General features: G+C 55.5%; 16 protein-coding genes. 6 read left to right on the top strand and 10 right to left on the bottom strand.

From position 1 onward, the window contains the following. Positions 1-521: 521 nt before the first annotated feature. Both ACFY9W_RS03055 and ACFY9W_RS03050 read right to left on the bottom strand, forming a co-directional pair. A complete protein-coding gene (locus ACFY9W_RS03055) occupies positions 522-2,243 on the bottom strand; it encodes a reverse transcriptase domain-containing protein (RefSeq protein WP_391125569.1) in 1,722 nt (573 codons plus the stop codon). Positions 2,244-2,661: 418 nt separating this feature from the next. Continuing rightward, positions 2,662-3,492, bottom strand: a complete 831-nt coding sequence (locus ACFY9W_RS03050) for a hypothetical protein (protein WP_391125566.1) — start codon at positions 3,490-3,492, stop codon at positions 2,662-2,664. A gap of 268 nt (positions 3,493-3,760) precedes the next feature. Between ACFY9W_RS03050 and ACFY9W_RS03045 the strand changes: the two genes are divergently transcribed. Next, complete coding sequence (locus tag ACFY9W_RS03045) at positions 3,761-3,928, top strand: hypothetical protein (protein ID WP_165919278.1); 168 nt, start codon at positions 3,761-3,763, stop codon at positions 3,926-3,928. A gap of 173 nt (positions 3,929-4,101) precedes the next feature. Continuing rightward, entirely contained in the window at positions 4,102-4,902 is an 801-nt protein-coding gene (locus ACFY9W_RS03040) for a hypothetical protein (RefSeq protein WP_391125562.1), read from the top strand. A gap of 790 nt (positions 4,903-5,692) precedes the next feature. Here ACFY9W_RS03040 and qatD read toward each other — a convergent pair. From qatD to ACFY9W_RS03020, 4 genes are read right to left on the bottom strand one after another with little or no spacing between them, the layout of a single operon-like run. Further along, positions 5,693-6,427 carry a Qat anti-phage system TatD family nuclease QatD gene (gene qatD / locus ACFY9W_RS03035; protein WP_391125559.1) on the bottom strand — a complete coding sequence of 245 codons (735 nt, stop codon included), beginning with the start codon at positions 6,425-6,427 and terminating at the stop codon, positions 5,693-5,695. Then, positions 6,427-7,692 carry a Qat anti-phage system QueC-like protein QatC gene (qatC, locus tag ACFY9W_RS03030; RefSeq protein ID WP_391125556.1) on the bottom strand — a complete coding sequence of 422 codons (1,266 nt, stop codon included), beginning with the start codon at positions 7,690-7,692 and terminating at the stop codon, positions 6,427-6,429. Before qatC ends, qatD begins: the two co-directional genes overlap by 1 nt. Then, a complete protein-coding gene (locus ACFY9W_RS03025; RefSeq protein WP_243055255.1) occupies positions 7,689-8,522 on the bottom strand; it encodes a hypothetical protein in 834 nt (277 codons plus the stop codon). Before ACFY9W_RS03025 ends, qatC begins: the two co-directional genes overlap by 4 nt. Further along, positions 8,522-10,471 (bottom strand): P-loop NTPase fold protein, encoded by a 1,950-nt coding sequence (locus ACFY9W_RS03020; RefSeq protein ID WP_391125552.1) that lies wholly within the window; start codon positions 10,469-10,471, stop codon positions 8,522-8,524. Before ACFY9W_RS03020 ends, ACFY9W_RS03025 begins: the two co-directional genes overlap by 1 nt. Before the next feature lie 339 nt (positions 10,472-10,810). On the opposite strand from ACFY9W_RS03020, the gene ACFY9W_RS03015 reads away from it, so the two are divergent. Next, complete coding sequence (locus ACFY9W_RS03015; protein WP_391125549.1) at positions 10,811-11,227, top strand: helix-turn-helix domain-containing protein; 417 nt, start codon at positions 10,811-10,813, stop codon at positions 11,225-11,227. Between the two features lie 106 nt (positions 11,228-11,333). On the opposite strand, the gene ACFY9W_RS03010 is transcribed toward ACFY9W_RS03015, so the two are convergent. Next, positions 11,334-12,008, bottom strand: a complete 675-nt coding sequence (locus ACFY9W_RS03010) for an NAD(P)H-binding protein (RefSeq protein WP_391126132.1) — start codon at positions 12,006-12,008, stop codon at positions 11,334-11,336. A 38-nt stretch (positions 12,009-12,046) separates the two neighbouring features. Further along, positions 12,047-12,919, bottom strand: coding sequence for a hypothetical protein (locus ACFY9W_RS03005; protein WP_391125546.1), 873 nt, complete (start codon positions 12,917-12,919; stop codon positions 12,047-12,049). 376 nt (positions 12,920-13,295) lie between these two features. On the opposite strand from ACFY9W_RS03005, the gene ACFY9W_RS03000 reads away from it, so the two are divergent. Further along, a complete protein-coding gene (locus ACFY9W_RS03000) occupies positions 13,296-14,765 on the top strand; it encodes an amino acid permease (protein WP_391125543.1) in 1,470 nt (489 codons plus the stop codon). A gap of 351 nt (positions 14,766-15,116) precedes the next feature. After that, on the top strand, positions 15,117-16,283 hold the full coding sequence (locus ACFY9W_RS02995; RefSeq protein ID WP_391125541.1) for an MFS transporter: 1,167 nt from the start codon (positions 15,117-15,119) through the stop codon (positions 16,281-16,283). 47 nt (positions 16,284-16,330) lie between these two features. Here ACFY9W_RS02995 and ACFY9W_RS02990 read toward each other — a convergent pair whose 3' ends face one another. Then, entirely contained in the window at positions 16,331-16,780 is a 450-nt protein-coding gene (locus tag ACFY9W_RS02990) for a multidrug/biocide efflux PACE transporter (protein WP_391125538.1), read from the bottom strand. A gap of 91 nt (positions 16,781-16,871) precedes the next feature. Here ACFY9W_RS02990 and ACFY9W_RS02985 point away from each other — a divergent pair, with 91 nt between their 5' ends. Continuing rightward, positions 16,872-17,747 carry a LysR substrate-binding domain-containing protein gene (locus ACFY9W_RS02985; protein WP_391125535.1) on the top strand — a complete coding sequence of 292 codons (876 nt, stop codon included), beginning with the start codon at positions 16,872-16,874 and terminating at the stop codon, positions 17,745-17,747. A gap of 1 nt (position 17,748) precedes the next feature. Here the strand turns inward: ACFY9W_RS02985 and ACFY9W_RS02980 are convergent, their stop codons facing one another. Then, positions 17,749-18,291: a TetR family transcriptional regulator gene (locus ACFY9W_RS02980; RefSeq protein WP_391125532.1), complete on the bottom strand. Its 543-nt coding sequence runs from the start codon at positions 18,289-18,291 to the stop codon at positions 17,749-17,751. Positions 18,292-18,298 lie beyond the last annotated feature (7 nt).

The following is an 18,298-nucleotide window of genomic DNA, read 5'->3' as shown; positions in this document are numbered from 1 at the left end:
CTGCAGCGCTTGGGGTTGCGCGCTTCAATGCCAACTGTTCCCGCATCCAGTGGCCTGCAGTGTCGAAATCTCGCATCATGCCCGCAAATTCTTCGTCAGTAAGAAACGCGGTCAGTCTGTCTGGCGTCACGGCGACTCCTTGTATGCGGCTGGTCGATCGGCGTCGGATTGATCCAACGGCGACCATGCACTCAAAAAACCAACCTAACATGGCACTACGGGAAGCTCCAGCGCACTGCCCGTGGCGTGAGTCCGCTGGCACGGATCAGGCGGGCTTGAGGAGCCGCAGATGACAGGTAGTCTGCGACTCCTGCGCAGCCCCCCAAAGCACACGACGATTGCTAGGTCGGGGCTGCCATGATGCTAGGCCAGCCCACGCGTGGTAACGCCAGTAAATCCAGCAGTGGGACGCTGAGGTCAAGGCGCCATCGTTGTGCATCCAAAATCGCCCGGAGTGCTGCCCTGGGGCGTCGACGGCACGAGCCTGCCTACCCACCGCCAGCTGCGCCCTACTCGCCCGCCTACCAGTCTCCGCTCGGATCGGAGTCGTCGGCTGCAAACAGGTCTTGGGGGCTAGATGGCCGCGCGGTCGTCCCCGGCTCGTCCTCATCCTCATCGCCCTGGTCAGCGGAGTCGAAGTACTCTTCATCCATGTCATCGAAGTCAAACTCGTCTTCGATGGCATCGTCGGAGTCGAAATCGAAGTCGTTGAGCGCTGATTGCTTAAGCTGGAAGATAGGCGGAAGCTGAGCCGCTTCACTGTAAAAGCCTACGCCAGCCGCCAGCATTGCGGCGAAGCATGGTTCTCCCTGGATGAATTCAAGGTTCGGGTTGGAAAGCCAACGCCGGCGCCCGCCTTCATAAGCCAGCATCCAATTGTTGCCTACAAGCGCCTGCCCCGTTGCCAACGGCTCGAGATCGGCAAGATTGACCTCGCCGGCCACCAAACCGGAGTGATTCAGATCCAGCGCGATGAGCGAGCACACGGAGCTCTCCATCTGGAGCACTTGCTGTACCAGTGGCGCCTCTAGGGAGATCCTGAGCTCCTTGCACAGCCATAGCAGCCAGGCCGTTTCACTGTGATGGTTCGCTGCCGAGGCTGACCCGAGGAGGTTCCTGCAGAAATCGCCCAGCGCTTCCAGGTTCAATTCATACTGATGGCGATGGTAGGTCACCAGGATTTGGGTGATCACTTGAAGTGTGTTGGGAAATCCATACCCGCATTTGAGCAGGTAGGCTTCGGCGATGGGCCAGTTGGATTTTTTGATAATCGTGGACGAAAGCTGCTTCATGCCATACTTGACCAAGCTTTCGTCCTTGAACCGCGCCTCCAGCGAGAACAGCACCTCAAAATAGTGGTGGATGTCGTCTTTTTGCTGACGGCGCTTCGGTGAGACTTTCAGCTTTTTGAGAGTGTATTTCCATGGCTCCTGGACGAGCTCGCGGACTTCAACAATCTTCGTTTTGGATGCATTGATCTGCAGTTCAAAGGCGCTGACGCACTTGATGATGACAGCCAGCGCGCGCTCAGCCTCTTCCCGGGTGTTGAAGAAGAACGTGAAATCATCGACATAGCGGAAGCCTTTGGGCCAGCCACCCAACGCGTCTCGAATGGAATCGTCAATCGCGACGCCTATCATCTCGGCGATGATGTGCGACGTATCCGGGCCAATCGGCAACCCAATGGTCTGCCCATCCTGCGTGCTCATGCAGCGCTGATCTAGGGCGTTACCGAAGTACTGATCGGATTTGCCCCTGTTTGCCTTGGCTAGCGCCTTTGTATGCAAAGCCCACGGAATCGTATGGGTGTAGATGGTGGGAAAATAGCTCGAGATATCGGTGACAAGCGCATACCGTGCGCCCGCCGAGCGGCGCACGCGCTCCTCGTACAGGTCTGTGAATTTCGTCAACTCAATCGCCCGCAGCGATCCTCCAGCCCCAGGAATGCTTCGAGAGATTTCACTCTTGTTGAAATGCTCTTGGATTTGCGGCCAGTACCGGCAGATGTCCTTGGCCAAACCATAGAAATTGACGGGGTTGGGTATAGAGGTGGTACGTCTGCTGTATGACGACCTCGCCACCGAAAATCGTTCGGACTGGGAAAGTATGCGCCCTTTTCCGTCCAGGGCTTCATCCCAGGAAGCTTGGAGCGCCCCGATGTTTTCCGCCAATTTCGTGGTACTGAACCCGGCTGGAAGCTGGATCGGGAAATACCCTCTAGAAAGCAAGTCCTGTAGCTGCATGTCTCTCCCTGGCGATCAGGTGTTGGTGAGTGAAAGGCCTGAGTTACGCAGCCTCAGTCTTTCCAGAAGGCATTCAGCCCCCGCATGGCAACACGTTTCAATCACATGTATGACGGCGGTGGTGATAACCCGGTAGCTATATGCCATGAAAGCATGGTGAAGGCTATTCGACGCCGCCGCTCAGCGAATCTTGCCCCTGCTGTATCTATGCTGCTTATCGGATCCCAGCTTCACGTTGCAAAGGCCAGATGAGGCAGCGCGCCAGGTTGCATGGGGCTTTCACCAGGAAGCGACGCCAGTGTGCAACCTGCGCCCCGACCAGTTGTCTTGCGATAACCCATAAATTGAACCAGCCTCCTTGATCCGGTGAGAACCTCATTGCCTTGCTGTGTGCGAACAGCGGCTTCAAAGCGCAGAGTCAACCGTCCTGGGCCTCGCTCTCTACCCTACTATCACGCCACCGGAAGCAAAGCCTGTCATCTTCGTCCATCACCCAGAGCCCAGACCAAATGGCTAGCCAGAATTGCGCCTTCACCAAGGCCGGCAGGCCCATTAACAGACCCAGCGCCTGCAATACAGGGCTCATGCTGAATTTCCGTTTTGAGGAGGCGAAGGGTGTGTAAACGCGGTACGTAGGTAGGCCGAACCTGAATCGCCAATAAAGAGCAATCTCGCTCTTGGCAAATTTGATCGCATTACAATTCCAGCGATTTCCCCAGCGGAGTCTCCACTCATCGCTCAAGAGCCAACTCTGGGTCATGCAGGACGTGACGGAATTCTGGGCAGGCAACTCAGCCCCCGTTGATTGCTGGATCACACACTGCCGCAGCTGGATCTCCTCTACCGAGAATGCAATGCCATACTCCTTACCGCCCACGAATGCCTGGACGGGGATATTCGTGAGGTTCCAGACGATAGGGCGAGTGTCCACATCGCATACCGATACTTTCTCCTGATAGCGAATGCCTGCTCCAATCGCCTCGAAATACAAGTCAACTTTCGCAAGGCTCTCTCCGGTTGCGCGCAGCGCCAAACGCGAGATCCTTGGCTCCGGATCTGTAGGCAGTGCAAGGCGTACCGAATACTCCAAGTGCTTACCCAAGGGATCCCACCGCGCTCCTAGCCGGTGGCGAATAGCCCATTTTTCATGTGACGCAGCATAGGTTTTGTACAGCAAGGCTTTGGTGACTCGCTGCCAAATCCAATCGGCAGCCTTGACTACGAGGTTGAATGGAACTGGGATATCCAAGCTTAACTCCTGGTTTCAGTGCAAAGGCTCGATGTCTGAGCAGTCGATCTTCGGGGCGTACTGCTGCAGTCACCGCATAGGCATGACAGCTGATACGGTACCCCCAGATTTCCGCGCCTAGATCAGCAATGGTGGGTGTCGGATCAACTAACCGGTGCCCGCTCCAAGCAACAGGCCTAAGTCGATGGCAAAGTGCTGATCGCGTATTTCTCCTGAAGCCTGCTCATTTATACTGGCGATCGCAAAGGCGAACACATGGTGGGTTTAGATGTTTATTGAGTTTGACCTCAACCGCAACGATTTTGATGCCTTGATGCGGCATTGCCAAACGTACAGGCCGGAAACCGGGGATGCCCGTGAAGATCGACGCTTGCTCGATGCCCTTGAAGTGCTGTTGGAAGCCATGAGGGGGTCTGATCAGTCCCCTGAGAGCTGAAAGCCAAGAGCTCTGCCCTAGGAGATCCATGGCGTGCATTTGATGCGCAGACGTCTATGTGGGCGCCAGCTCAGGCTGGGATATCGAGGCGCGAATGGATTATGTACGCTGAGCAGATCGCAGATCTGCCCAGAAAATCGTGTGTCTTCAAAATGAGCCTGCAGGGAGGCAACTTGGCCAAACTCGACTTTATTTTCAGTGTTCATATGTGTGCCCTCAGCGAGTCCATCTCTGTCATGCGAATGCTCGCAGAGCAGGCAGAAAAAAATGTGGCGCTTGCACTCAAGGAAGCCGAAGATTTGATAAAGGAGCATGAGCACGAAGAAGAAGCGTACGATCAGTACGGTGAAAGCTACGTGCGGCAACGGACTTTCTACTCATGTGGCGCTTCTATCGATTATGACCATGATGAAGTGTTATTGATGCACAAGTTTATGATTACCCAACTCACTCGACGCTCAGCATTTCTTACGATGTTTGGGTTGTTCGAACACCGTATGAGTCAATGCCTGGAGTTTATGCTTGAACTCACTGGGTTTGAGGGAAAGCTCAAGGGTATGGGGCCAATTGAAAAGGCCCACGATATGCTGAAAAAGGTCATTGGTGGCAAAGGCATCACAGACCTGGATCATCTGACTGTTATCAGGAACGTAATGGCTCACAGCGACGGCACCGCTAAGGGCTTCAGGGAAATAAGCACGCGCATTGGTAGAAAGAACACTTGGGAAAAAAGGGTCTTGTCAGCCATTCGCAAAACCGAGGGGGTGGGGGTGTCGGTCAACTCTTTTGACGGTGTCCTGATGGACGAACGCTTTTTGGAGTATGCCGCCGACGATTTTCAAAGGTACGTGGGAGAAATGGAGGCGGCAGTGCAGCGATATCATGCAAAATATGGGAGTGAACCAAGTAAAAACCGGCGCAAGGGGTGGTTGAGCAGGATAAAAGAGCATTGGTTTGTCAAAATGTTCGCCTAGTACTTTTCGAACCTGCCGAATGCCCTACAGAATAGATCGGAGGGCGCGCCTCTAACCTCAGTCTGAGGTATTCATGATCACGCCCCGATCCGACTTACGCTACGAATGATCTAATGCGAAACGCGAGAAGCGCTACTGCTACCACACCTACACATTGAGACCAAAAAGGCTCGAACCAGGCGTAGGTATCCTCGCCAAGCCAAACGCTGAACGCAGGCATGAGTGCGATCCAGGAGAGCCCAAGGCACACTGGCCAGCTGTAGCTGAGGCCCACGCCTAGTAGCCCTCGGCCCAGGCAGTATCCAAAGAGCCAGGCTAGAGCCAGCCTCCCCAAGACAACACCGGTCGTGGCAATGTCCAGATGTACCTGGTCGGCCAACGTGACCACGGCACAGAAACACAAAACCACGGCCAAACAGATCAAGATTCCGGCAGGCGAGCTGCTGCTGTAACTTCCACGCATTGTTGTACCTCACTGATGAACGGTGATGTATCAATGCCCTTAAGCTGTTTCGATTTCAACTCAACCTGGAGCACTTTCTCCCAGGTCTCCTGAAACCGCTTGATGCCGGTGCCCTTTCGGGGGATCCACCCTACCCTCTGCCTCTCATGCCCCCTGTCTGAAGGCGTGTCATAGATCGGGCACCGACTCCGTGATCGCGGCGGTCAGACCTGCCCGCCAACATGCACTCGGTTGTAACGTCTTGCTCGGTTCAGTTGCTCCATGCATCCATCCTCGATTCACCGCCCGCCTGGATAACCTGTACGGGCTTTATGGCTTGGATCAACTCTATGCCCGAATCAGGCCAAGAAGCCGACGAGAATTCGACTCCAGAATATGCATGGCGTCTGTAGGAGAGACGTCCCATGCCTTCCCCAGCATCTGCGCGGTCTGACCTGCACTCCACGGCATGACACTGGCGCCATCTACCTGCGCAAATGGCCCATCGCTTTCAGGGACGACCCGATCGCGGGGGAGTTTCTTGGTCAAGGCCTGCCCCGCTGCCGAGTTGAAGGCTGCTGGGCCAATGCTGAACCAGCAATCCTGTGCTATTGCCGCCTTGAGCTCCGTGGTGGTTCCAGTGAACCAGTGCAGCACCGCAGTACCGTAGCCCGGATGATCGTGCAATACCGCCAGCACATCCTTAACGGCCTGACGCGAATGGATGCTCAGTACTCGACCGCCGAGGGCTGCGCACTGCGCCACGACGGCAACAAACACGCTGCGCTGCACATCGTAACTCGCCTGAAAGCGCTTGGAGCCATCCAGGCCGACCTCGCCCACTGCCTTCACGTGTCTGATCTGCTCAAGCAGCATGTCGAGCTCAGCGTGACGGGCGCCAACGATCTCCGGGTGCAGTCCGGGAGTGATCAGCACCTTGTCGCTTCCACCCAGCACTCTGGACGTCGCGCTGAACGCTCGGGGGCTGGTGGTGACAAGCCACGTGAACTCGTTCCTCTCCTGTGCCTGTGCAAAAACGTCACGGGCATTGGGGTAAAGGTCGAGGTGGCAGTGGAAGTCCATCAAAGTACGCCATCTCCAGTTAACAAGGCTTCAAGTTCATTAATGCCATTCGTGAGCACTGAGCGATACTGTGGGCGCTCATCGACTGGAGCAAACGCGAGCGAGGCGCCCAGGAATCTGTCGATACCCTTAGACCGGGTCGTCAAGACAGCCTGTGCCACAGCCATGGGATCATCAGGGCCGCTGGACTTGTCGCTCCCGACCAGGCTGGAATACACATACTGGGTGGCATCATTCCCGCCCGTCCATGCTGTGAACGCAGCGCGACGAATCATACAAGGTACGCAGCGTCCGCAGTGCGTGCGGTTATAGGTGCGGAAACGCCCACAGCTGGTCGTCTGCCAGGCCAACTGCTGCAGGCGCACCGGATCAAGGCAGTCGTTCATCATTTCGCCCTTGGTCTTGAACCGATAGGGTAATTCCAGCTGCACATGCACTCCAATGCCGTCCAGCACCTGCTGGAGCTTGGCTATGAACAGTGGGTGCGTCGTGCGAGTGCTCAAGCTCGATACGCGCCCGGGGACAAGCGGCGGATTCACGCAGATGAACCCGTTCTCAGGAATGAACAACGTGGGGCGAGGGTCGGCCAGCCGCGAGGTCGCCAGCACCGCGAACGCATAGAACGCCAAGGATCGGGCACGGGTTGAAGGTTCTTTGGGGCCCTTGAAGCTGATGCCGTGACTCCACTGATAATGAGCTCCATCGCCGCCTAGCAGCTGGGCGTAATCTCGCTGGCGCTGCGAGTCCTCATGCGCCAGTTGCGAGACAAACAAGGGACGCCGCCCTTGAGCTACCAGATCGAGACCGCCGATCAGGCTATCAAGGCCTCCCGACAGCAACGACACGCAGTCCTGAGGTTTGGCAACGAACTTTCCTTCAGGTGGCGGCATGCCCGCGCCGGTGAAGATAAGCGTCCAGTAATCCCCGGTCAAAACCTTGAGCAGCTGTTCCAGCTCGGCTCTGTAAGGCTCCCATCGCAGCGGCTCATGCAAGCCGACGCTGAGCTCAATCGTACGCGTCCAACCATCGGCGCTGGTCTTGCGCATCCCACACAGATCAGTTGCGCACACCGCCAGGCAAAACTGAACGAAATCCCAAGTGGCCGGGCTAGGCCGGAAGCCTTTGCGCTTGAGGGATCCATGCCAGCCCTTGGCAATGGTACCAACACCCTCTCGCCGGGCGGACTTGAAGTACGAAAAGGCGCGTTCGCCCGGTTGAAGTTCAGCGGGCAGCTGGTCAGCTCTTGCGCAAATTACCTTGATCATTCTGCAAAGACCTCCAGCGCGCCCTGGAGGACTGTTTGCGCCAGGGTTTGGCAATCCAATCGTTGGCCTGCTAGTCCTTCCATGATCCGCTCTACCTCACCGTGTACCCATTCCTGAACATCATTTCGAAGCTCTTGCACTTGAAGGGGCGAATACTTCAGTTTTTCGTAGGTCTGGCCTAGTTGCTCGTCGAGTCGGTTGCACACAGCGTTACCGATTGTGAAACCGATGACCGAGTTGATCTGGTCATCGGTGAGGACGAAAACATCGACGTCTGGATCTTTTTGGTACAGCAAGGCCATCGCGTCCGACCCTGCGTTGCGCAGCGACTCATCATCGATGCTCCCGGTGTCAGGCATGACTTCCTTGATGAGTTCAAGTACCAGGTCTTCTGCCGAAAGATTCTGGCCACGTACTCGCTGCAGCCAGTCGATCGCTTGCTGGGTGCTGCCATCTCGGATGGCTTCGAGGAACTCGCCCAAACGGCCGGCGCCCTGAGCAACTCCGCGCATTGTTCGCGCGGCTCGAGCCGAACCGCCCATCCCCTTATTGATCATGCTACTGGCGGCCCCACGGAGCGCGTCCCTCCCACCACCCGAGAGATACTTACCCAGCTTGGCGCGAGCCGGCATGAACCGGCGATCGGGCGCTACATCACACTCCGGGCCAGCCTCGGCATTATCGTCTTGGCCACCAGGCGTGTCGTCGGTGCCTTCGGTTTCCGTTGTGCCATCTCCGGGCCCTGCCCCCGCGCCCTCCCCTTGATCCAGCCACTCTGGATCGAAGGGTGAGCCTGCTTTACCACCACTGCTCGAAGTTGAGGTACCCATCAGCTTGCATTCCTTAGCGCCCGATCGATTGCGTTCTTCGTATTCCCCGCGACTTCTGAATTCTCCATCCAGGCCTTGAGAACATCTGTGGCCCAGGGCTGGTTGGCGAGAGGGGGAATGATCCCTGGCCCTACCGATTTCGCTGGTGCTTGGGCCAGTAGGACAGCGGCGCGTTTACCCAAGGATGTGTGCACCTTGCAGGGTTCAATTAGCATGACCATCTCGGTCTTATTCTTCCAAGAGCGGGAGGTGACGGTGCCCTGCCAAGCCTTCACCATGGCGAGCTCAGCCTGCGTGGTATCCAAGGCCCGGATGGCCTGGGTCAGTGGATTGTTACCGCTGGAGGCTGTCTTCAGCATGTCCCGAAGCTGTCGCGAAGCAGGCGTCATGTTGTCATCCCCGAAGTCTCGGGTAGCCGAGTCGCGACTCAGGTGAAGCAATGGACGCAAGTCCCTGGATCCCAGCGCAGGGGCTAGCTGTAGCCACTCCCTCACAAAAAACTCATCCGGGAAGTTCTCAGGCAGGGCTGCTTCGACGGCGGCAAGAGACTCAGCCTCCAGAAGGACGGATACTTCGCCGTCATTGTCGGAAGTCACCAGTGAGGACAGCGTTTTGGCGAGGTCTTCGTTGCAGCGTTCAAGCAGGTGCCATTTGGCCAACGCAGGGACATCTAGCTTGATTCCCTGAGGCGCCGCCAGCGACTGACGCAGGAATACGGTATTCAGGAACCGCTTCATCAGTCGCGGGTTAGCACTGATGGCGGTGGAGTTGAACATGAGCGGCGCCAGCCCCTCGGCAAGCTGCATAAGCTCCTGAAGTCTGAGATCACCATCGACGAGCTCAAACAGGAATTCGGTGGTGATCGTCTCGCCCTGCCAACTCTGACTCAGCCTTTTGGGGATGAGCAGTTTGGCATCCTCAAACTTGTCTTGCGAGAACGCTCCAGCTCTGGCCTCGCGCTCGAGCAAGAGCAGAACCAAGTAAGCCTTGGCCTCATTCACGCCAAGACGAGGTACGTGCAGAGGTACCTGAATAAGCTTATCGAAGTAGTTGGTCGCGATGTCGTCGTTGATATCGGTTCCTTCGAAGTGCTTCTTGACCGCACCGCGAATGAAGTCATTGTCGGCAGCGATCACGAATGCCGTGCGCTTGAGGAACAGCAGAAGGCGGATCGACTCCAGCGTCGAGATGGCCGTTTGAGGTAGGCACCTGTCGAGATCATCGACAAATACGACCAAAGTCACCCCGAGCTCACCGAGCAACTGCTCCAGCGCATCGCGGAATGCCTGGATCTCGTTCGGCAGAGACATGGGGTTGGCCGGGTTCAAGATACCGAGCGATTTGAGACCAAAGTAATCTGCAGCCCCTTCGTCATCACTACCCTCGGCGTCGCCACTTTTTGCGCCAGCCGCCTGGTCTTCTCCAGCATCCCCTGTTGAGGATTTGAACCAGCCCATGGCTTTGACGACTGCCTTACCCACCGAGCCTATGGGCAACCCGGTCTTGATGGTGAGCGCTGCCTCAGTGCTGACCTGTACCAGCTTGAGCAAATTGATCCTGCGCATCAGGTCGACAGCTTTGTTCCACAGTGTCTGATCACCTTTGGCTAGCTTGAGCACCTCATCGCCAACGATCTGCAGTAACGCACTGCGAGCGCTTTCAAAATCTTGATAAAGCCAAGGGTTGAACGTGATGACAACGTAACGAGTGTTATGAGTGGTGTTTGCAGAATCTGATTGGGTGACGGTAGGAGGTGTCGCTGCACCAGTAGGCAGGTCGGCCAGGCGTGAGGCAATCATCTTCACCAAGGAGGATTTGCCCGCGCCCCAGCCACCTGACACGCCGATCGAGATGGGCTCGCCAGCACTTTGTTTTAGAAGACTCGCGCACGCATCTGCGACTACCCCAAAATTCAGGTAGTCCGTCGTGGTTTCGTTATCGTGCCACATGAGCTAAATCCATTTTCTGAGGCGATCGAACCGTCGGCTACGCGGATCCATCGCGATAAGAGGCAAGGCCCGGATTGTAGGCAAGTAGATAGCCATGTGCCATCCACTTGCGACATTCAGCAAGGTCTTGCAATGAAAAAGCGCGATTGATCGGTACTACCACTGACCGTCTTTGTGCACTGGAGTGTGGTTTCTCGAACCGGAGCCCCTACCCTGGTTAAGTGAGCGGAGCACGAAAAACACACAGAGCACAAATGTACTCCTGCGTGCGCACATCGTGTGATGCCGATAGAATCCAGCAGATGACCTTGGCCCGAAAGATCATTTCAGGAAGGATTGATGTCACTTAAATCGTCATTTGCGAGTGTGTTGCGGGCAGTACGAAGCGTGCGTAATCTCAGCCAGAGTGGGTTTGGTGATGTAACGAGTCGCACCTACCTGTCCAAGCTCGAGACCGGAAAATCAAGCATTACCCTAGACAAGCTTGATCAGCTGAGCGAGCGCCTTGAATTAAGCCCACTCACCCTCCTCACACTGACGCTGAGCGAAAGCACGGGTCAGCCGGCGCAAGAGCTGATCGTCAAGTTAAGGTCAGAGTTGGAAGACCTCCAACAGAGTGGTGGGCTGTCCGATTTACGTGTCCCTGCGTGGGAGTGCCCTGCAGCCAGGCCCAAATCATTGCCTGCTCACAAACCGCGCCGGCCCCAGAGCCCTCCCTCCTCGGCCCTGCAAGCTGAGTTGTCGTTCATGGATTGATGGGCCACACAGCAGAACTCGGGGTGGCCAACGACTTTGGAATCTCTCGGAGGGCCGACTGCATCAATTGCCGGAGCCAATGGACAACCACCTGATCTGGCTATACCTACGAAATTGCCACTTGCCCGGAAGCGAATAGCACCAAGGCTTCGTCAACAGGAGTATTGCCCTGGGTAAGCTCAAGGACGACTCGCGCGAGTTGAGGTTTCTCAACGAGCCCTACAAGCGTTGCAGCCACATCCTCACGTGATACCTCCCCGTAAGGAATAACCAACCCCACTCGAACAAGACCGCTTCCTGGCTGATCGGTCAGCGTGCCCGGCCGCAGGATTGCCCAATCAAGAGAGCTTTGAGCCAGATACACATCAGCACGTTTTTTGACAGCCATGTAGTTCTCGAAGGTATCAGAGACATGCTTGCCCCTCCCCGCCTCTGGGAAGGCAGATACCAGCAGGAAGCGCTTGATACCAGCGAGCGTCGCAGCTTCTACGGAGAGCTCAAGACCTCGACCATCAATGGCATTAGTCATTTCCGGCCCACCCTTGCCACCAGCGCCGGCGGTGAAGATAACGACATCGCATCCAGACATCAGCCGCGCTAGGTGATCGACAGTCAGCTCCTGCAAGCTGCCATTCACGGGCAGAGCCCCCAGACGCTCAAGCTCCGTTCCCTGATGTATCTGACGATGCATTGCGACTGGTTTATGACCTCTCAGCACAAGGTGCTGAATCAAGCGCCGACCGATCTTCCCCGCACCTCCAACAATAAAGACGCTGCTCATAGTTTTTGTCTCCTTTTCAATACCGGCCATATCCGTACTCAGTTCAGGCCTTTGGCGATCCTAACCAATTGTCCTGCCCCCTCATCCAGTAAAACGAGATCGAGGTGGTCAATGCCCCATTTAAACTTGGACTTGGCTGGAATATTGCCTTCACTATAAAGCGTCTTGGCGAATTCAAAGTTGCGCAAATTCTCCTCATACCACTTAATCTGGCGAATGTAATGAAAAGCGGTCTCGACCACGGCAATAGGTATTCCTGACCCTGAAATTCCCATGCCAGCCATTCCACCAATATACATTTGTCCAGGCAGCACGCCCTCGGCCAACCTCCTCTCAAAAGTCGACCACAGACGCCGTCGCTCAGAGGTCATCTTGCCTTGAACATTCCTCTCGAATGCATCGTGAGTAAAAAGTCCAATAATTTCAAACTCATCACGTCTCACGAGAGCAAATAGAACTTCATTGGTACGCTTGCAATGACCACCGGGCTCCAGTGTCAGACCTAGATGAAAATGATGGAATCCCATCGCATTCAACAAAAAATCCTTATCCGCCCAAAGCCCCTTCGGATGATTTTTGTCGGGAATAGTAAAACCTTCAGACCTAGCCGATAGTGAAAGATAAGGGGTGAGATCCTCTCCGGCTGTAACTGAATTTAGAAATGCCTCAATGTTGGGTGCTAGAGCTTGAGCCCTTGGATCATGTCTTAAGGCTTGAGCTCGGGTCACTCGGCGTGGCCGTTGACCGACCAGCCGCACTCGCCACCCCAGGAACGTAATAAGAAGATCAACAAGACGCATCTGCTCGAGTGCTTGCAGAGTTGCCTTATTGTTAGGGAATCTTGGGATCGAATCCACAAGATCTTTCTTGAATTTTTTGATGCGAGGAGATTCAGCGGTAATTTGATCCATCAATACATCTCCACGATGAGCTTTATCGGTACCTACGCGAGCTTTCATGGCCATAGTATATGCAAGCGGAAAGCTCCATCTACTTTCATTGTACTCACCCTGCTCGTTGACGCGAAGCGTAGAGCAGGAGCCGGACACCTTGCCCCCACCACAGGATGATCAGTCATGCATGCTGGGGTCACCGAGAAATCATTCAATAGCTCTCAAATGGCCACAATGCTTCCCAAACGGCCAACATGCACCCAATCCATAGAGTTTCCCTGCGTCATAGTGACACAATGCCGCCCGGCCTAACCCAGCGCTTGAGCATAAAAATATAACAACCTGGTTAGAGCAAAGTTGAAACGGCAGGTTACTACAATTCGGAAGCCCAACAATGACTTTCCCGCCCGAACAAATACAAGACTCAACAACTGCGCCATTGAAGCGTCAGTTCAAAATGCATGATGCGTTCACGCTCGCATTTGTTTACATCTCCCCAATTGTTGCTCTGTATGCAGTCTTTGGCCTAATCGTGCAAGCAGCTGGCCCAGCCGGCTGGTGGGTCTTCCCTGTGGGCCTGGCGCTTCAGCTGATGATCGCTCTATCCCTCGGCATTATGGTCTCTCGCTGGCCCATGCAGGGTGGTAGCTACCAATGGGCGAGGCGGATGGTCGGCGACAATTACGGATGGATGACTGGATGGTTTTACCTCTGGACTCTCATCTTCGTATTTGCCTCGAATGCATACGCGATTGCATCGTTCCTTCCAGCAGCGCTGGGCATCGAGCCCTTCAGTCCTACCACCCAGATCTTCATCGCGCTTGTGATTATCTGCGTCGGGACAGGCCTCAATCTGCTCGGCCCCGCCGCGCTGAAATTCCTGGGCAAGCTCAGCTTGGGCGCCGAAATCATTGGGTCGCTGGGTCTGGCAACCGTGCTCCTCATTTGGCACCGCAAGCACGATCTGAGCATCCTTTTCGAGACCGCAGGTGCAGGCGGCGACAACTACGTATTCGGCGGCCTCTTGGTGGCCGTAGGATTTGTGGGCTTCGCATTTGCAGGCTTCGAATCCGTCTGCAGCATGGCTGAAGAAATCGAGGAGCCAGAGAAAAACATTCCAAGGGCCATCACCGGCGCTTTGTTTGCCATCGGCTTAGTCGTGAGTTACTGCGCACTCGCCTTGATCCTCGCCACTCCGGATTTCGGTGCAATCGTCAGCGGAGCAGTGACTGACCCTGCCGCGTCGACCATCCAAGATGCCTTTGGCCCGGACATCGCACGCGTGTTTTTCATCCTGGTAATCGTCGGCTTTGCAGCCTCCATGATGATGGCGCAAACCAGTGTATCCCGGGTCATGTGGGCCTTCTCTCGCGACAAGATTCTGCCGGGTTCGAATTTCCTCTCCAAGCTCTCTGAGCGTCACGGCACTCCGAACAGGGCGGTGGTCATCGTCGGCATTGTTGCCATCTTCGTGACTCTCTTGGCGTTTTCTGAGCGCGTCTATGCCACCCTGATCTCGTCCGCAACAGCCTCCTTCTACATCACGATGGGCTTTGCGGTGTTCGGCCTGCTCTTTCGCATCATCATCAAAAAGTGGAAATCAGGAGTGTTCAACCTGGGCATGCTTACTGCTCCGGTGGTGCTCACTGCGACATGCTGGATCCTTTTCGAAATTGCTAACTCGGCATGGCCTCGCGCGGTTCCAGGTCAGGCCTGGTATGTCACCTGGGCGGTGTTCATCGGTGTTTCCTTGATCGCGTTTGTTGGCCTACTCATCTGGCTGACCATCCGTAAAAACCTGCGCAATGCTCAGTCCCTTTCGGAGTCAGCGGATCACATGATGCCCGAGGCGGCTCACGCCTAATTGAAGGTGCCAAGGACGGCACTCCTATTACTCCCCCCCTCACAGCACTCCCATAGTAACCGCCCAGATTCGAGAGATTTGGGCAGCTAGCCCATCCCCATCTCAGAGCAGTCGCGCCCTTGAGCCTGCATGACCCTACTCGCCATTTTTTGGCCTTCCTCGCCATATCCAGCCCTCTGTTCATTGCCCAAAATCAATGCAGCCTCTTGAGAAATAAACGAGGTAAGCCAGGGAGGCCCGAATAAGAACAATGCTGGGGTTATCCCCGTCCAGTCGTCAGCCCGCTGACGCGAAGCATCCTGCCAAGATCGCATGCCGCAGGCGTGCAATAACAAAACAGAGGATGAAGTAATGTCTTCCACCCCCGATATCCATTTCGCTGCGTCGCGCCTACAAAAAGCTTCCGCCCTCCTGATCCCCTGCTTCGCCTACGTCGCCATCCTGGGAATCCCGATCACCTTCACAGGTATCATTGAAACCTTCGGGATCGATCCCGCACAGGCCACTATTGCCTCAACGGCCGAGATTGCCTGCATTGCGTTTGCCTCTATCTGCATGTCATTCGTCCTCGGCCTGATGAACCGAAAGACCCTGTACGTGCTGGGCATCCTGATGGCTATCGCAGGCCAGGTAGGTACTCTGGCGTCCAATGACTTCAGCCAGGTAGTCTTGTATCGAGGCCTCGCCGGACTCGGTGAAGGGCTTTGCATCGGCCTCGGCTTCGCCAGCCTGGCGCAATTCAACGGCGGCACGAAGCTGCTGGGTTACAGCTCAGCCATCAGCGCCGGTGTGACGCTCAGCGCGTTTTTACTGGTACCTGCACTGCACGAGGTACTCGGTACCAAAGCTGTATTCTGGGCGCTCGCTTTTGGGTATGCGGTATTGTTTCCGCTCGCCTTCGCGCTTCCGAACGTGAGTAAAATCCAGCATATCGAGCTGCCAAAGCCCACTTCGTCAATCAGCGTGCGCACCATCTCCCTCTTTGTTCTTTGCCTGCTGAGCAGCATTGGCGCTAATACGTTGTGGTTGTATTTCGAGCAGGTTGGCCAGCAAGCAGGACTCGATTTCGCGGGTGTTGGCCTGGTCGGTTCTGTAGGCATGTTCTGCTCAATATTCGTGCCTCTCTTTGCCAACAAAGCCTTCGCCAAGTTCAAGAATGCGATTCCGCTCCTAGCCGCTTGCCTCTTGATGGCAGTCACGTCCTACCTCTACGTGAAACCCAACCTGTACGTCTACTGGACGGTGGGTCTGTCGATGACGTTCCTTTACGTCTTCCTCCTTGCCTATGCCCGTATGTACTCCTCCGAGATCGACAGCACTGGCAGAACTACAGCCGCAGCCAGTGGCGCGGACTCATTGGGTATGGTGATCGGCCCAATGGTCGTTGCTGTCACCCTGCAGTTCGACAACGGCTACGGACAGCTCGGCGACTTTGGCGTGCTCATGCAGCTCCTCTGCATCATCCCAGCGGCGTTCATCCTCGCAAAAAAGACTAAATCGGCACCTCTGCATTCGTAACCTGCGCCCATCTCCCTGGCCGCTAAAGGCAGCCAGGGAGGACTCGCTCACTTGCACAGCAATTCGAACCTACGCCGACGGGAAATGACCGACTCACGCAGCTTGTCATAGACCCAATTGAACGCCACGGTATAAGGCAAGAACATGAGGAGCAATCCGATATCGAGCAGGAAGGCCTGGATCAACGATACGGAAAGCCACCAAGCCATTAATGGAACGACGACCAGTATCAAACCAGCCTCAAATAGAAGTGCGTGTGTAAACCTGACCAGCATTGTACGACGAAGTTCTAGACGTACTTCTACAACATCGAATAGAAAGTTGAATATCAGGTTCCAAACAATTGCCATACCCGAGATCACGAACGTGAGAAGCCCGACGCTTGCCAACGATCCCCCCGTAAACCAACTGATTACGGGGGAAAAGGTCACAACTGCCACGACCTCAAAGACAAATGCATGGAACAGTCGTTCAAGAAAACCACGTTCGACATTCATAGATGTCACCACGAGCACTCGGTTATCAATTGCCTTCGATTGTACTCACCTCACAACCACTAGCCAGTTAGCAGCCATCGGGTGAGCCGATATGTATCACTCCTACGAAATACTTGAAGCCCTTGTCCACTCCGAGTCATGCGGTTCCTTCAGCGCGGCCGCCAGGCACCTTGGAAAACGCCAATCGACCATCAGCGAGCTGGTGTCCAGGATAGAGACAGACATCAATACGGAGATTTTCGTTCGAGGAGCTCGATCACTGAAGCTCACTCCCGCAGGGGCGATCATCTTGAAATATGCCCGGGAGGTTCTCACTTCAGCAGACCGGCTCCGCCTGCAGACAGATGCGATTTCCCAGGGGCAGGAGCCCAAGCTGACCTTGGTGCTATCGGACACCTACCAGCCCGGACAATATCAGGAGAGGTTGCAGGAACTAGACCTGCGGTATCCAGAACTCCAATTCGAATGTCTTATCGCTGAGAACAAAGACGTTGTGAGCCACATCAGCCAAGGTCGCGGCCAGTTGGGTTTGACTGAAGCCCAAAGCCACTACCCTGCAGACATCTCCCACGCTCGGCTCGCCCAGAAATCTCATTTCGGACTTTTTGTGAAAGCAGGGCATCACCTGCTGACGTTATCCACCGTGCGCCAAGAGCACCTGGGCGACTACCGGATGCTGCGCCTTAGCAGCCTGGCCACAGATCATGAGGAAGTCCATGCCGAGGTGACCCAATCTTTGAAAACGTGGTCGGCCCCAGACTACCTCACCCTCTTGGAAATGGCGGCGATGGGCTTCGGCTGGGGGATCCTGCCCAAGGCGCTTGTAGAGGCATATGGCAATGATCGCCTGGAAGAAATCACTGCTCTAGGCTGGCCCAAACAATTACCCGTCGACGTCATCTGGTCACGAAAGCAGCTGCTCGGGCCAGCAGCTATCTGGCTACTGGAGCGCCTCATGGCTGAATAGGTCAGCCAGCATCCTGGCACCAAGAGATATCCGCAAACATTGCTTGCCACTCACTCTCATCGATGTCCATGAAGCCGAAGAAACGCAGGAAGAAAGCACCTTCGGTCGCCAGGAATGCAAGCCTGGCCCGTTTACCCTCCTCCGTCGACGCATCGATCCCCTCAAGCCGTTTCCGGTACCAATCTCGTACAGAGAGTAAATGGTCTGGGGAATCGATTAGAGCTGCCAGCAAGCTCGCAGCTTTGCCCTGTGAAGCAGCGTCGTAAACTCGAGTGCTTTCGACATGAGCTGCGATCCTGGCCTCGGGTACGGCCTCCTCCCCAGCCAAGGATTCGATAGAGAAATCGTAGGTTTTCTGCCAGCGCTTCAGCATGGCATCAATCAAGCTCTCCTTGTTCTTGAAGCAAGACTGAACCCCACCCTTGGTGATGCCTGCAGCGGTCGCAACCGCGTCGATAGTTAGGCTACCGACCCCTCCAGTTGCCACGATTTCCTCGGCTACCCGCAACACTTCGTCACGGTCAATCGTCTTGCGTCGCCCCATGGCTCTT

The organism is Pseudomonas sp. NPDC008258 (assembly GCF_042956345.1).
Taxonomy (GTDB): Bacteria; Pseudomonadota; Gammaproteobacteria; order Pseudomonadales; family Pseudomonadaceae; genus Aquipseudomonas.
This window is presented reverse-complemented; position numbering and strand designations above follow the sequence as displayed.